The organism is Aeromonas sp. sia0103 (genome assembly GCF_963895295.1).
GTDB lineage: Bacteria > Pseudomonadota > Gammaproteobacteria > Enterobacterales > Aeromonadaceae > Aeromonas > Aeromonas encheleia.
Genome location: NZ_CAWQKG010000011.1, coordinates 1058771 through 1071611, shown reverse-complemented (window position 1 = coordinate 1071611; position 12841 = coordinate 1058771). Strand labels below are relative to the sequence as shown.

The following is a 12841-nucleotide window of genomic DNA, read 5'->3' as shown; positions in this document are numbered from 1 at the left end:
TCTGGTTAAGTCACTGACTCGGGATCTATAGCTTCAGTCGCTACTTTACATGCTTTGCAGAAAACACTGATATCGAAGCTGGAGATAGAGTCTGACTTACCCATACCTGCATTTGTAAAAATATACAAAAAATGTGCCCCAGAGGGGGATATTGTGAAGTTAACAGCGCTTGCACTACGATGCTTTAGTTTATTCAATGCTACAGCTAAGGTTAGCGGGGTTGGGGAAGCAACTGGAGGCAAGGCTCCTTTTCCGGATTGACATGACAGGAAGAATTCTTTGTCGTTCTGGGTAGCTGGTTCGATTAATTCTCCTACGATTGCGTCTAGTGCCGCCTTAAACGGATTAGATGACCATCCAGCCAACTTTGATTTCTCGTCCCGATGGCGTAGAAATTCATTCTGAATATGGTCAAGAAGCTGAAAAGCTTCTTCGCTCGTAGTAAGTGCATCCTGAATCTCATTGGAAAGCCAACTACGACAAAAACCAGCAGATAAATTGCTAACTTGACGAATAGACTCAGGAAGTGATCTAGGGGCGGTGTTGTTTTTGGTAACAAGAAAATTGATGTATGTATTTGCCATACTTATATCTCGATTCTAAGTACTGATGGTTGAAGACGTCTAACAGAGATTATATGGAAGGCACTACCAAACCCCGCCTCAGTTAACAAGTCAGCACGGTGATACGCTGGCATCAACTGTGGCCTCTACTGACTCTCGAGGCGCGTTCGTGTTACACCTAAGCTACCGCCCGACAGTCTCCAGTTTGCAGCCTTTAACCCACAAGGTGTCTCTGGCCTGACTCATAGGTGACTCCAAAGAGGCCATATCCATACGGCTATCCTAGCGAGCAAGAGAGACAAGAAAAAGCGGAAGCTGGCTATTTCTCAAGCCAGATCAAGAAATTACCCTATCTTGGGGGGCGCATCAGCAGCTGGAATACCATCTCGCATCAATATGGGCATCGAAGTAGCGGGTATCCTGATCCAATTCCCGCATGGCACCTGACGGACAGGGTTTGCTCCCCTCCCCTGGCTGGAGAGGCAACAGCCTGCCGCCATATGTAGACGCGATAGATGACGCTCTGCCAATCGGCTCGGGAACTCACCACGACAACGTTGGCAACACGGCCTCCAACCCCTGCGCCAGAAGCAAAATTTCCTCGTGAACGATTGGAAAAAGAAAAGACGCCTCAAGGGCGTCTTTTTGACAGTTTTGCGTTATCGGCAGGAAGAGGCGTTAACCGCTTATTCCCATTCGATGGTCGCGGGCGGCTTGCCGGAGACGTCGTACACCACCCGGGAGATGCCGTTGATCTCGTTGATGATGCGGTTCGACACCAGGCCCAGGAAGTCGTACGGCAGATGGGCCCAGTGAGCGGTCATGAAGTCGATGGTCTCGACGGCGCGCAGGGCGATGACCCAGTCGTACTTGCGGCCATCGCCCATGACGCCGACGGAGCGCACCGGCAGGAACACCGCAAATGCCTGGCTGACCTGGTTGTAGAGGTCGGCCTTGCGCAGCTCTTCGATGAAGATGGCATCGGCCTTGCGCAGCAGCTCGCAGTACTCTCTCTTCACTTCGCCCAGCACCCGCACACCCAGGCCCGGGCCCGGGAAGGGGTGACGGTAGAGCATGTCGTAGGGCAGGCCCAGCTCCAGGCCGACGCGGCGCACCTCGTCCTTGAACAGCTCGCGCAGCGGCTCGACCAGCCCCATCTTCATCTCGGCCGGCAGGCCGCCGACGTTATGGTGAGACTTGATGACGTGGGCCTTGCCGGTGGCGCTGGCGGCGGATTCGATGACGTCCGGATAGATGGTGCCCTGGGCCAGCCACTTGGCGTTTTTCAGCTTCTTGGCTTCGTCGTCAAACACCTCGACGAAGACGCGGCCTATGGTCTTGCGCTTGGCTTCCGGCTCGTCGATCCCCTTGAGGGCGCCGAGGAAGCGCTCTTCGGCGTCGACCTTGATGATCTTGAGCCCGAAGTGATCGCCAAACATCTCCATCACCTGCACGCCTTCGTTCAGACGCAGCAGGCCGTTGTCGACGAACACGCAGGTCAGGCGATCGCCGATGGCGCGGTGCACCAGCATGGCGACGACTGAGGAGTCCACGCCACCGGAGAGGCCCAGGATCACCTCGTCGTCACCCACCTGCTCGCGGATGCGGGCGACGGCGTCGTCGATGATGGTGGCCGGGGTCCACAGGCATTCGCAGCCGCAGATGTCTTTTACGAAATGTTCGAGCAGACGGGCACCCTGACGGGTGTGGGTCACTTCCGGGTGGAACTGCACGCCGTAGAATTTCTTCTCTTCGCAGGCCATGGCCGCATGGGGGCAGGTCGCGGTCTGGGCGATGGTGGCGAAGCCCGCCGGGATCTCGGTCACCTTGTCACCGTGGCTCATCCAGACGTCCAGCAGGGCGTGGCCGTTGGGGGCGATGGCGTCTTCGATGTTGCGCAGCAGGGCGCTGGCCTGGCCGGACTGACCCAGCACTTCGACCTGGGCATAGCCAAACTCACGTTCGGTGGAGGATTGCACCTTGCCACCGAGCTGCTCGGCCATGGTCTGCATGCCGTAGCAGATACCGAACACCGGCACGCCGGCGGTGAACACGTAGTCGGGGGCACGGGGGCTGCCTGCCTCGGTCACGGACTCGGGGCCGCCGGAGAGGATGATGCCGTTGGGATTGAATTCGCGGATCTGCGCTTCGGTCACATCCCAGGCCCACAGTTCGCAGTAGACACCGATCTCACGGACACGGCGGGCGATAAGCTGGGTGTACTGGGAACCGAAATCCAGGATCAGGATACGGTGAGCGTGAATATTTTTAGTCATTTTATTCCTGCATCAGGCTGATGTTGTCACAAAAAGTGTGGGATAAAAATGGTGTGAAAACGGGGCCAGAGCCCCGTTTTATCAGCCCATCCGATAGTTGGGGGCTTCTTTGGTAATGGTCACATCGTGGACGTGGGACTCTTTCATCCCGGCCCCCGAGATGCGCACGAACTCAGCCTTGGTGCGCATTTCGTCGATGGTGGCGCTGCCGGTCAATCCCATGGAGGAGCGCAGGCCGCCCATCTGCTGGTGAATGATCTCTTTCAGGCGGCCCTTGTACGGCACCCGCCCTTCGATCCCTTCCGGCACCAGCTTGTCGGCGGCGTTGTCGGTCTGGAAGTAACGGTCGCTGGAGCCCTTGGACATGGCGCCCAGAGAACCCATGCCACGGTAGGACTTGAAGGAGCGGCCCTGGTAGAGCTCGATCTCGCCCGGTGCCTCTTCGGTACCGGCAAACATGGAGCCCACCATGACGCAGCTGGCGCCCGCGGCGATGGCCTTGGCCACATCACCGGAGAAGCGGATGCCGCCATCGGCAATGACCGGCACGCCGGTGCCTTCCAGCGCGTCCACGGCGTCGGAGATGGCGGTGATCTGGGGCACGCCGACACCGGTCACGATGCGGGTAGTACAGATGGAGCCCGGGCCTATGCCGACCTTGACGGCGTTGACGCCGGCGGCGACCAGCGCCAGGGCACCGGCGGCGGTGGCGACGTTGCCACCGATGATCTGCAGATCAGGGTAGGCATCGCGGGTCGCCTTGATGCGATCCAGCACGCCCTGGGAGTGGCCGTGGGAGGAGTCAATCAGCAGCACATCCACACCGGCCTCGACCAGGGCGGCGACGCGCTCCTCGTTGCCGGCACCGGCACCGACGGCGGCGCCGACGCGCAGGCGGCCGCGCTCGTCTTTACAGGCGTTCGGCTTGCGCTCGGCTTTCTGGAAGTCTTTGACGGTGATCATGCCCTTCAGTTTGAAGTCGGCATCGACCACCAGCACCTTCTCGATACGGTGCTTCTGCATCAGGGCGACCACCTCTTCACGAGGGGCGCCTTCACGCACTGTGACCAGACGATCTTTCTGGGTCATGACTTGTTCGACGGTCTGGGAGAGATCGATCACGAAGCGCACGTCACGGCCGGTGATGATACCGACCAGCACGTTGCCCTCGGTCACCACGGGGTAACCGGCGAAGCCGTTCTTGAGGCTCAGCTCTTTGATCTGGGCGATGGTCATGTCAGGGCGTACGGTCACAGGGTCGGAAACGACGCCGCTCTCGTACTTTTTGACCTTGCGCACTTCGAAGGCCTGTTGCTCGATGGACATGTTCTTGTGAATGAAGCCGATACCGCCTTCCTGGGCCAGTGCGATAGCCAGACGGGCTTCGGTCACTGTGTCCATGGCAGCGGAAATCATCGGGATATTCAGGGAGATAGCAGACGTCAGCTTGGTACGCAGATCGGCTGTATTAGGAAGAACAGTGGAGTGGGCTGGAACCAACAATACATCGTCGAAGGTCAGCGCTTCTTTGGCAATCCTGAGCATGGCAATATCTCACCGTTGAGGAGTGGGGGTGTAAAATATTGCCGACAAATTTTACTCATGCATTGGCCACTGGTAAAGAAGTTTTTTGAATTTTTTATGGGGTAGCCCGGTTTAACGCCACCAACGGGGTAAAAAACCAATAAATTCAGGCATAATCATGCCATTTTTCGCGACATGATGATCTTTTTTGCCGTTGGCATCCCATCTGCCACGAACCGCCCGTCGGATCACTTTTTAACAATTCCCCTCCCCCGCGCCTCTCCCATGGCCGCCACTCAGCCTCCCTGATAGCGGCCAGGCTTGTGCCAGTTCATCAGCATGGCGTTCATGGCGAGCGCACTCAGGGTGGACCAGAGCAGCAAGGGCAGCGGCAGCGTGAGCAAGGAGAGCGCAAATACCAGCACATCGAGCAGCATCTGGCTCTTGCCCGCGTTGATGCCGGCGCGCCTCTGCAACCAGAGCGTCACCACGCCTATGCCCCCCACGGAGGCGTTGTGGCGGGCGAGGGATAACACCCCCATGCCGAGGAAGGTGCCCCCCACCAGGGCGGCAAACAGCGGGTGGATGTAGCTCACCGTCAGCAGCAGCGGCACCCCCTGGGTCGCGACCGAGAGCGCCACATTGACCACCAGCGTCTTGAGCATGAAGCCCCGCCCCATGGTGACGTAGCTGAACACCAGAAAAGGCAGGTTGGCCAGGAAGAACAGCAGGCCGATGGGCAGGCTGCTGACATGGGCGAGCAGCAGTGCGATGCCCGCGATGCCGCCGGTGATCATGCCGGAGCACTTGAGCAGATTCAGGCCCACGGCGATGAACATGACGCCGAGCACCATGCCATAGACATCATCCTTGAGGCTATGAGCCAGTCCCTTGCCCGCAGCAAGCGGCTGCATGGTCATTTCACCTTCCATATGACTCCTTTTGATAACCAATAACACAACATCGAATGCTGCTTGACGGCCGATAAGGCGCCGCGTGCGACGAAAATGGGGGGCTTGCCCTGTCCATGGGGTTACCCCGCTACAAACTGCAGCAAAAAGAGAGCCAATCAAAACAAGAGTCCGATAAATATCGGATATTCGGATTTAAGTTCCGTACGCAGGTAAAAATTCAAGGTGATAACACCAGATTGAAAACCGCCGGATCCGGCGAGCCAGCATATTTGCGAGGTCGGTGCTCAAGGGGCCGCGTCGCGCCTATCTCAAGACGCGCGGCAGTGGCCGCCATCCCTTTTCCCATCAGGCTTGGCGCCATACATGAGAACCAGAAGACACCCGCAAGCGACGGCATTTTCAGGGTCAATGGGGGCTCAGCCATTTAAGATTGGCGCACCAAATCAGTGCGCGCGCCTCATTTAGGTGCAACGACATCCCTAGCCCCGACCCCGACCCGCGTTGCGAGCAGAACGCGGGCATAAAAAAAGTCGGCCCAGGGGCCGACTTCGGGTATTTATCCGTTTTCATTTCAGCGCAATGATAACCCGGCTTACCGGGCGCCCCATCACTTCAGATATTTGCCGTCGACCCCTATCTTGCCGGGGCCGTTGAGCACCCAGACACGGGCGGAATAGGCCGGTACCTGGAACGAGAGCGTGCCATTGCCGACCGTTAACGTGCTACCGGTGACCGCCTCTGTGTAGCTGCCGTTCCGGATGCCGCTGAGACTGACCTGCTGGGCCGAGTTCGCGGCCAGGCCGACCGCCGCATAGCTGCCCTCGGCGCCGAGATCGCGCACAAAGCTGATGCCGCTCCCCCACTCGTTGACCTGGCTCATGGGCGCCTTCTGCAGAGCCGGCACCGCCTTGCGGATCTGGTTCAGGCGTTTGATGTGCTGGTAGAGCGGGTGTGATGGGGTCGCGGGGTTGTCCAGCACCTCGCCGTAGTAGGCGCGGCCGGTCTGATCCACCGTCATGGTGGCCCCATCGATGTCCTGCGGCTTGCCGGCCTGGAACATCACCTCCTCCCCGTAGTAGAGGGTCGGGATGCCCCGCGCCATCCACAGCAGGTTGTAGGTCATGGCCGCATTGCCCTCTTCCCCGCCATAACGGTACTTGAAGTCGTTGTCCGGCCCCACGTCATGGTTCTGGAAGAAGGTGATGAGCTTGGTGGCATCCCCATAGACCCAATCCATGCCGAAGATGCCACCCACCCCGCCGAAGCTGCCTTTGGTGACGTTGTCACGGAAGGTCGAGAACAGGGAGAAGTCGAGTACCGACAGCCCGGAGTCGCCACCGGCGCGGGGATTGGCCGGGTTGGCCGTGGTGCGGGTATACCACCAGGGGCGGATCACCGCCGAGGCGTTGTCGTTGGCGAGCTCAGACCCCCAGCCCGTGCCCTTCACCAGATTCTCACCGAACACGAACAGCCCCGGCTTGTGGGCCTGCCAGTCATGGACATAGCTGAGCAGCTCGTCGCGCTCTATGTGCTTGAGGGTATCGATGCGGATGGCGTCGACCCCCATGTCGAGGTACTGGTGGATGGCGCCGTTGAGATACGCCTTGACGTTGGCGTTGCCGGTCGCCAGATCGATGCAGTCCCCCGCCATGTGCTTGCGCTGCAGGGCGAGCGGGTTCTCCCAGTCGCCACCGGACATAAAACCGTCCTGGTGATACCAGCTCGGATCCAGCCCCTGGGCATCGATGCCGAAGAAGCGGTTCGGGTTGTAACCAGCGCTTGGCACGCTGCTGCCACTCTTGGGATCCACCAGCGGCACCAGGCCTGCCGGATCGGACTGACAGCGGGCCTTGTACCAGTCGGGCGCCGCCGGGTTGTCATCGTCACAGCGGTTGAGGGTGGCGTAATCCCCCAGGTTGCCCTGGTAGGGACCGTTGTTGATCAACCCCTGGCTTGAGCCCGTCGGCACGTAGTATTTGACCGGCAGGCGATCGATCCACACCTTGCCGCGCAGGCCGTACTGGCTGGAGTGGTTGATGACCACATCCTGAATCACCTTGAGCCCCTTGCCGTGGGCCGCCTGGATGAACTCCCGGTAGCCGGCGCCCGGCGACTCCAGCCGGGGATCGACCCGGTAGAAGTCGTAGGCATGATAGCCGTGGTAGTCGAGGCCGGAGCGGTTCTCCACCGGCGGCGTCACCCAGATGGCGGTGAAACCGAGATCCTTGATGTAATCCAGCTTATCGATGAGCCCCTTGAAGTCGCCGCGCCAGTGGGGATCCCCGGCCTTGTAGCGATCCCGGTTGTAGTAGTTGTTGCCCGCATCGCCATCATAGAAGCGGGCGGTCAGCAGGAAGTAGATGCTCTCGCCACGAAAGTCGCCGCTGGCCACCCCCTGCTCGCCGATATGGTAACTGAAGCTCTGGGTCTGCTGATTGCCGCTGGCATCTATGCCCAGGGTATTGATCACCAGATCGACCCCGCTGCCCTTGTCGCTGGCGTCGAACGACTGCCCGGCGTAACGCGTGGAGCTCGTGGTGGGCGTGCTGCCATCCAGGGTGAAGTAGAGCCTGGGGGCACCGTCCTGATCGTCGCTCACCGCCAGGCTGACGGACTGCGCCTGGGCATAGCTGCCGGCGGGCGGGGTCGCGCTGACCGTCGGCGCCTGAGTATCGACCCCGGCCAGCGGTACCACATCCAGCGCCTTGCGCTGGGCATCGAAGCAGATGCGATAGCCGGTGTTGGTCGCCACCTTGTAGTCCTGGGCCGGGTAGGCCTCGGTCCAGTCCCCCTTGTGATCGATCTTGAAGCGGGGATCGCTGCTGCCAAAGGCCTGCTCGGTACAGAAATTCACCCCATCCAGGCTGGTCATCGCCGTGAGGCCCCAGTTGTTGGGGGTGCCGCGGAAGTACCACTTGTCGCCGGCGGCGGCCTCCCCGACCACCACGCTGACGCTGCTGCCGGCCTTGGCCCCCTGATCGTCGGTGACCGTCAGGCCATAGGTGAAGGTGCCCGCCTGGCTGGTGTTGACGACTATGCTCTCCGTGCTCTCGCCGTTGCTCCAGAGGTAGCCGGTGACCTGGCCATCGGGATCGGTGGAGTCGCTGCCGCTCAGGGTCAGCGCCGCCCCCAGTGCGACTCGGACCGTGCCGCCCGGGCTGATGACCGCCAGCGGCGGCTGGTTGTCATCCCCCAGGGGCGTGATGCTGTAGGCTTGCGTCTGATCATTGACCTGGAAGCGGACAGTGCCGGTCCCGCTCCAGAAGATGTCGCCGCCGCCGGGCTCGAGCACCCCATCGGCGTTGCTGTCGCCGAAGCTGGTCACCCAGTCCCCCGCCTGATCGAACTTGAGGCGCTGATTGGTCTTGCCATCCAGATAGGCCTCGGCCTGCCACAGGTGATCGGCCACCAGCTGCATGGGCACAGAACCCCAGCCGTTGAAGGTGCCACGCACCTGCAGTTGCGGCCATGTCTTGGCGAAGCCGGACGAGGTGCAGCTGTCGACCGCCGTGACGGTGATCGCCTGGTTGCCGGCGTTGATGTTGATCCGGTAGTGGGTGTTGGCACTGACCGCATAATCGGCCGCCGGGTAACTCTGCTGCCAGTTGCCGTATCTGTCGATCTTGAAGCGCGGGCCGCCGCTGGCATCCCCGCTCTGGAACAGCTGACAGCTGTCGTAATTGACGCCGTCGGTCGAGACCATGGCGGTCGCCGCCCACCCATTGGCGGTGCCACGGAAGAACCACTCAGCCGCCGTTACGCCGGGCGATGCAATGAGTGTCCCCAACAATCCGGCAGCCATTATCCATCTAGCCATTGATAGTCCTTTATTCTTGGTTTTTGTGTGAGGCCGGGCATGCGTCCCGGCATGTCCCCCATCCGCTACCGCCTGTCTTCAGATGAGCTCGGTCAGTCTAGGGCGCATCTGGGCCTATTCATGGCAGATGAGTGCAAAATGTGACCACAATCGACCTCAAGATTGGCTAGTTGTGATTGATAGCGCTTTCATTTCTGCTCCCGCCTCACCCTCTTTCCAGGGCTCTCGACGCCCACTCTTCCCCCTCGCGATCCAGGCTCCGGTGATTAAAACGCGATTGATAATGTTTCTTGTTTGCAGGCCCTGAAGTGGCGCATGCTGGGCGCCAAAGGCCGGCTTTGGCGCCTATTTCATAGACATTTGAGTACGAACATGACGATCAGGAAGGAAGCAGGTCGATGAGCGCCTGTGCAATGAGACCGGCCATCGGCCGCGACAAGATGGCATTTGGCCCTGTCCAACTCGCCTGCCTGGCCATCGCCGCGCTCCTGCACCTCGCCATCCTGTGGCTGATGCAGGGGAGCCACCCCGCCCCCATCCAGCCACCCGAGCCCCTCACCCTGTCTGCCCGCTGGGCCGGGGAGTCGAACAAGGATGACGCGCCGGGCAAACCGGCGGCGCCAGCGCCCACCCCGGCACAGCCGAAGGTAGTCAAACAGCCTGCGCCGGTTCAGCACAAGCCGGTCAAGCCGGTCGTCAAGAAAGTCGCTCCCAAGCCTGTGCCCAAGGCACCGCCCAAGCCTGCCCCCCTGGTCAAGCCCGTCGCCAAGGCCCAGCCGGTAACGGCGCCCGCCGCGCCGCTGACCACGGCCAATCACCAGAGCGGCAGCAGCAATAGTGCGCCTGCCAAGACGAACCAGACTGGGACCGGCGGGGGCAGCAGCGCCCCCATTGCCCGCGATGCCAGATTGAACAACCCTGAGCCCCCCTATCCTCATGAGTCACGCAGACGAGGGGAAGAAGGGCGTGTGGTGTTGAAGGTTCGCGTCAGCAAGGAGGGCACGGCCGAGTCGGTCGAGGTCGAAAACAGCAGCGGTTACCGGCGCCTGGACATGATTGCCCGCAAGACGGTCAGCCGCTGGCGCTTCATCCCGGCCAGGCAGAATAACGCCGCCGTCGCGGCCTGGACCGGGGTCACCATCATCTTCAAGTTAGGGACATAACCATGAATCCGGAAATCGAAACGAACGGGATGGGCATCGCTCATCTGCTCAGCCAGAACACGGGAGTGGGCCTTATCCCATTGATCTTGCTGGTGCTGATGTCGCTTGCTACCTGTTACTACGCCCTGCTCAAACTCTGGCTCGGCTATCGCGAGCAGCGCCTCAATGCCCGGTTCGTGAGCCAGTTCTGGCAACACGCCAGCGTGCAGGAGATGGAGCGCCAGCTCGCCCAGACGCCGCCTCAGGAAGGCTATGGGCGGGTGACGCGTGCCGCCCTCGCGGCCGTGGCCCAGCTTGACAGGGCGCAGGAACGGGCCGTCTCCCTCAAGTTGGGATCCCCCGACGACTTCTTGCTGCGCGCCCTGCGCCAGGCCATCACCCTGGAGCGGATCCGCCTCGAACAGGGCCTGACCTTGCTCGCCTCCGTGGGCTCTGCGGCCCCCTTCATCGGGCTGTTTGGCACCGTGTGGGGCATCTATCATGCCCTGCTTGCCATCGGCAGCGCCGGCCAGAGCAGCCTGGACAAGGTGGCAGGTCCGGTCGGAGAGGCGCTGATCATGACCGGCTTTGGCCTCGCCGTCGCCCTGCCGGCGGTGCTCATCTACAACTTCTTCGTGCGCCGCAATCGCCTCAAGCTGGCGGCTCTCGACGAGTTTGCCTATGACCTCTTCGCCTTGCTGGTGACCGGGTTCGAGCAGGCCTCGCCCAAGGTCACCCAGCTCGCCGAGCGGGAAGCCAGGAAGGGGCGCGGATAATGGCATTTGGTAAATTATCCAGTGATTCGGACGATCAACCCCTCTCCGAGATCAACATGATCCCGATGATCGATGTCATGCTGGTGCTGCTGATCGTCTTCATGATCACGGCCCCCCTGCTGACCAACGCGGTCAAGCTCGACTTGCCCGAGGCCAGCAGCCAGGCAAATCAGCCGAAACAGGACGACATCAGCCTCTCCATCGACGGGGCCGGCAAGATGTACTGGAATGACAAGCCGGTCGACGAGGCGGCCCTGATCGCCCAGATGAGCGCGGTCGACCAGAAGGCGCAGGAGCTCCCCGAGATCCAGCTGCGCATCGACAAGAGTGTCGAATACGGCACCATTGCCAGAGTAATGGCGCTGGCCTCTCAGCATGGCCTGCACAAGATCGCCTTTGTCAGCCAGCCGGAAGCCGAGTGACAGCCGGTCTGAGGCGGGTCGAATACGGCACTGTCTATACGCCCGGGGGATGGCGCTGGCCTCTTAGCATGGGCTGCACAAGATCGCCTTTGTCAGCCAGCCCGAGGTAGAGTGACAGCCGGTCTGAGGCGGGTCGAATACAGCACTGTCTATACGCCCGGGTGATGACACTGGCCTCCCAGCATGGCCTGCACAAGATCGCCTTTGTCAGCCAACCCGAGGCCGAGTGATCGTCCTAGGTCAGTGCGAATCGAAGCGACGCTGGCAACAAGCCATCACCCAGGTGGTGCCTTGCTTGTTTGCCGCCCCATCACCCGGTTGTCAGACGCAGGGCATCCCTGCATGATGCGGGATCTGCATGTCAGAGCGCTGGCGTGAGCCCCATGATTTCAAGGAGAGAAGATGAGAACATCGGATTATGTGAGGCTGCTGGTACTGGCGGCCATCTGGGGCGCCAGCTTCCTGTTCATGCGCATCGCAGCGCCGGCGTTCGGCTCGGTCAATACCACCTTCCTGCGGGTCCTGTTCGCCCTCATCGGGCTCGCCGTCATGCTCCTGCTGCTGCGCACCCCCATGAGGTTCAAGGGCAAGCTGAGATCCGCCATGCTGCTCGGCATCATCAACTCAGGTGTGCCCTTTCTGATGTACGCCATCGCCGCGCTCTGGCTGCCGGCCGGCTACTCGGCCATCCTGAACGCGACCACCCCGCTGATGGGGGCCATGATCGGCTTCTCGTTCTTCGACGAGAAGTTGAGCCCGCGCAAGTGGTTCGGCGTGATGCTGGGGCTCGTCGGCATCGCCCTCATCACCACCACCGGCGAGGTGAGCCTGAGCGGCAACGTGATCATCGGCGTGCTGGCCTGCCTGTTTGCCACCGCCTGTTACGGCTGCGCCGGTTTCCTGACCCGCCGCTGGATCACCGAGCAGGGCGGCCTCGATGCCAAGCTGGTGGCCTTCGGCAGCCAGCTGGGTGCCTGCGTGTTTCTGCTGCCCTTCTTCGGCTACACCATGACGGCGGGGCCCGCCGTCAACTGGGCCATCCCCGAGGTGTGGGCCAGCATCCTGGCCGTCGGCTTCGTCTGTACCGCCCTCGCCTACCTGCTCTATTTCAGGCTGATCGCCGACATCGGGCCGCTGCGCTCCCTGACGGTGACCTTCCTCATCCCGCCGTTCGGCATCTTCTGGGGCTATCTGGTGCTCGGCGAGACCCTCACCGAGGGCTTCATCATCGGCGGCCTCATCGTCTGCCTCTCGGTCTGGCTGGTGGTCAGCCCGGCCAGGAGCCAGCCCAGGGTGAACCCGGAAACCGAACGCTAGTCATGACGGGGCCGAGCGACAGGCTCGGCTCAGCGTCCAAACTGGGGTAAGATGGCCCCATTCGCTTTCTCCTTTTTTCATCCCCCTCGG

The 12841-nt window shown here is 61.2% G+C and carries 9 protein-coding genes; 4 read left to right on the top strand and 5 right to left on the bottom strand.

Going from position 1 to position 12841, the window contains the following annotated elements; genetic code table 11:
• Window positions 1-5: 5 nt before the first annotated feature.
• From AACW18_RS07515 to AACW18_RS07495, 5 genes are all read right to left on the bottom strand, one after another.
• Window positions 6-584: a hypothetical protein gene (locus AACW18_RS07515; protein WP_218388246.1), complete on the bottom strand. Its 579-nt coding sequence runs from the start codon at window positions 582-584 to the stop codon at window positions 6-8.
• A gap of 665 nt (window positions 585-1249) precedes the next feature.
• A complete protein-coding gene (guaA, locus tag AACW18_RS07510) occupies window positions 1250-2839 on the bottom strand; it encodes a glutamine-hydrolyzing GMP synthase (protein WP_218388245.1) in 1590 nt (529 codons plus the stop codon).
• 81 nt (window positions 2840-2920) lie between these two features.
• On the bottom strand, window positions 2921-4384 hold the full coding sequence (gene guaB / locus AACW18_RS07505) for an IMP dehydrogenase (RefSeq protein WP_042653654.1): 1464 nt from the start codon (window positions 4382-4384) through the stop codon (window positions 2921-2923).
• 275 nt (window positions 4385-4659) lie between these two features.
• On the bottom strand, window positions 4660-5295 hold the full coding sequence (locus AACW18_RS07500) for a YitT family protein (protein ID WP_218388244.1): 636 nt from the start codon (window positions 5293-5295) through the stop codon (window positions 4660-4662).
• A 589-nt stretch (window positions 5296-5884) separates the two neighbouring features.
• Window positions 5885-9094 carry an alpha-amylase family glycosyl hydrolase gene (locus AACW18_RS07495; RefSeq protein ID WP_256351772.1) on the bottom strand — a complete coding sequence of 1070 codons (3210 nt, stop codon included), beginning with the start codon at window positions 9092-9094 and terminating at the stop codon, window positions 5885-5887.
• Window positions 9095-9492: 398 nt separating this feature from the next.
• Between AACW18_RS07495 and AACW18_RS07490 the strand changes: the two genes are divergently transcribed.
• The 4 genes from AACW18_RS07490 to AACW18_RS07475 all read left to right on the top strand — a co-directional run bounded on the left by AACW18_RS07490 (window position 9493) and on the right by AACW18_RS07475 (window position 12751).
• Window positions 9493-10257, top strand: coding sequence for an energy transducer TonB (locus tag AACW18_RS07490; protein ID WP_218327849.1), 765 nt, complete (start codon window positions 9493-9495; stop codon window positions 10255-10257).
• 2 nt (window positions 10258-10259) lie between these two features.
• Entirely contained in the window at window positions 10260-11012 is a 753-nt protein-coding gene (locus AACW18_RS07485) for a MotA/TolQ/ExbB proton channel family protein (RefSeq protein ID WP_218388243.1), read from the top strand.
• Window positions 11012-11434, top strand: coding sequence for an ExbD/TolR family protein (locus AACW18_RS07480; protein WP_042653650.1), 423 nt, complete (start codon window positions 11012-11014; stop codon window positions 11432-11434). Before AACW18_RS07485 ends, AACW18_RS07480 begins: the two co-directional genes overlap by 1 nt.
• Window positions 11435-11836: 402 nt before the next feature.
• Window positions 11837-12751, top strand: coding sequence for a DMT family transporter (locus AACW18_RS07475; RefSeq protein ID WP_218388242.1), 915 nt, complete (start codon window positions 11837-11839; stop codon window positions 12749-12751).
• The last annotated feature ends 90 nt before the right edge of the window (window positions 12752-12841 follow it).

What these genes read in the sequence shown, in the direction of transcription:
- guaB (WP_042653654.1), bottom strand. Translation starts at nt 4,384, where the DNA reads ATGCTCAGGATTGCCAAAGAAGCGCTGACCTTCGACGATGTATTGTTG.
- AACW18_RS07475 (WP_218388242.1), top strand. Translation starts at nt 11,837, where the DNA reads ATGAGAACATCGGATTATGTGAGGCTGCTGGTACTGGCGGCCATCTGG.
- guaA (WP_218388245.1), bottom strand. Translation starts at nt 2,839, where the DNA reads ATGACTAAAAATATTCACGCTCACCGTATCCTGATCCTGGATTTCGGT.
- AACW18_RS07495 (WP_256351772.1), bottom strand. Translation starts at nt 9,094, where the DNA reads ATGGCTAGATGGATAATGGCTGCCGGATTGTTGGGGACACTCATTGCA.
- AACW18_RS07515 (WP_218388246.1), bottom strand. Translation starts at nt 584, where the DNA reads ATGGCAAATACATACATCAATTTTCTTGTTACCAAAAACAACACCGCC.
- AACW18_RS07490 (WP_218327849.1), top strand. Translation starts at nt 9,493, where the DNA reads ATGAGCGCCTGTGCAATGAGACCGGCCATCGGCCGCGACAAGATGGCA.
- AACW18_RS07500 (WP_218388244.1), bottom strand. Translation starts at nt 5,295, where the DNA reads ATGGAAGGTGAAATGACCATGCAGCCGCTTGCTGCGGGCAAGGGACTG.
- AACW18_RS07485 (WP_218388243.1), top strand. Translation starts at nt 10,260, where the DNA reads ATGAATCCGGAAATCGAAACGAACGGGATGGGCATCGCTCATCTGCTC.
- AACW18_RS07480 (WP_042653650.1), top strand. Translation starts at nt 11,012, where the DNA reads ATGGCATTTGGTAAATTATCCAGTGATTCGGACGATCAACCCCTCTCC.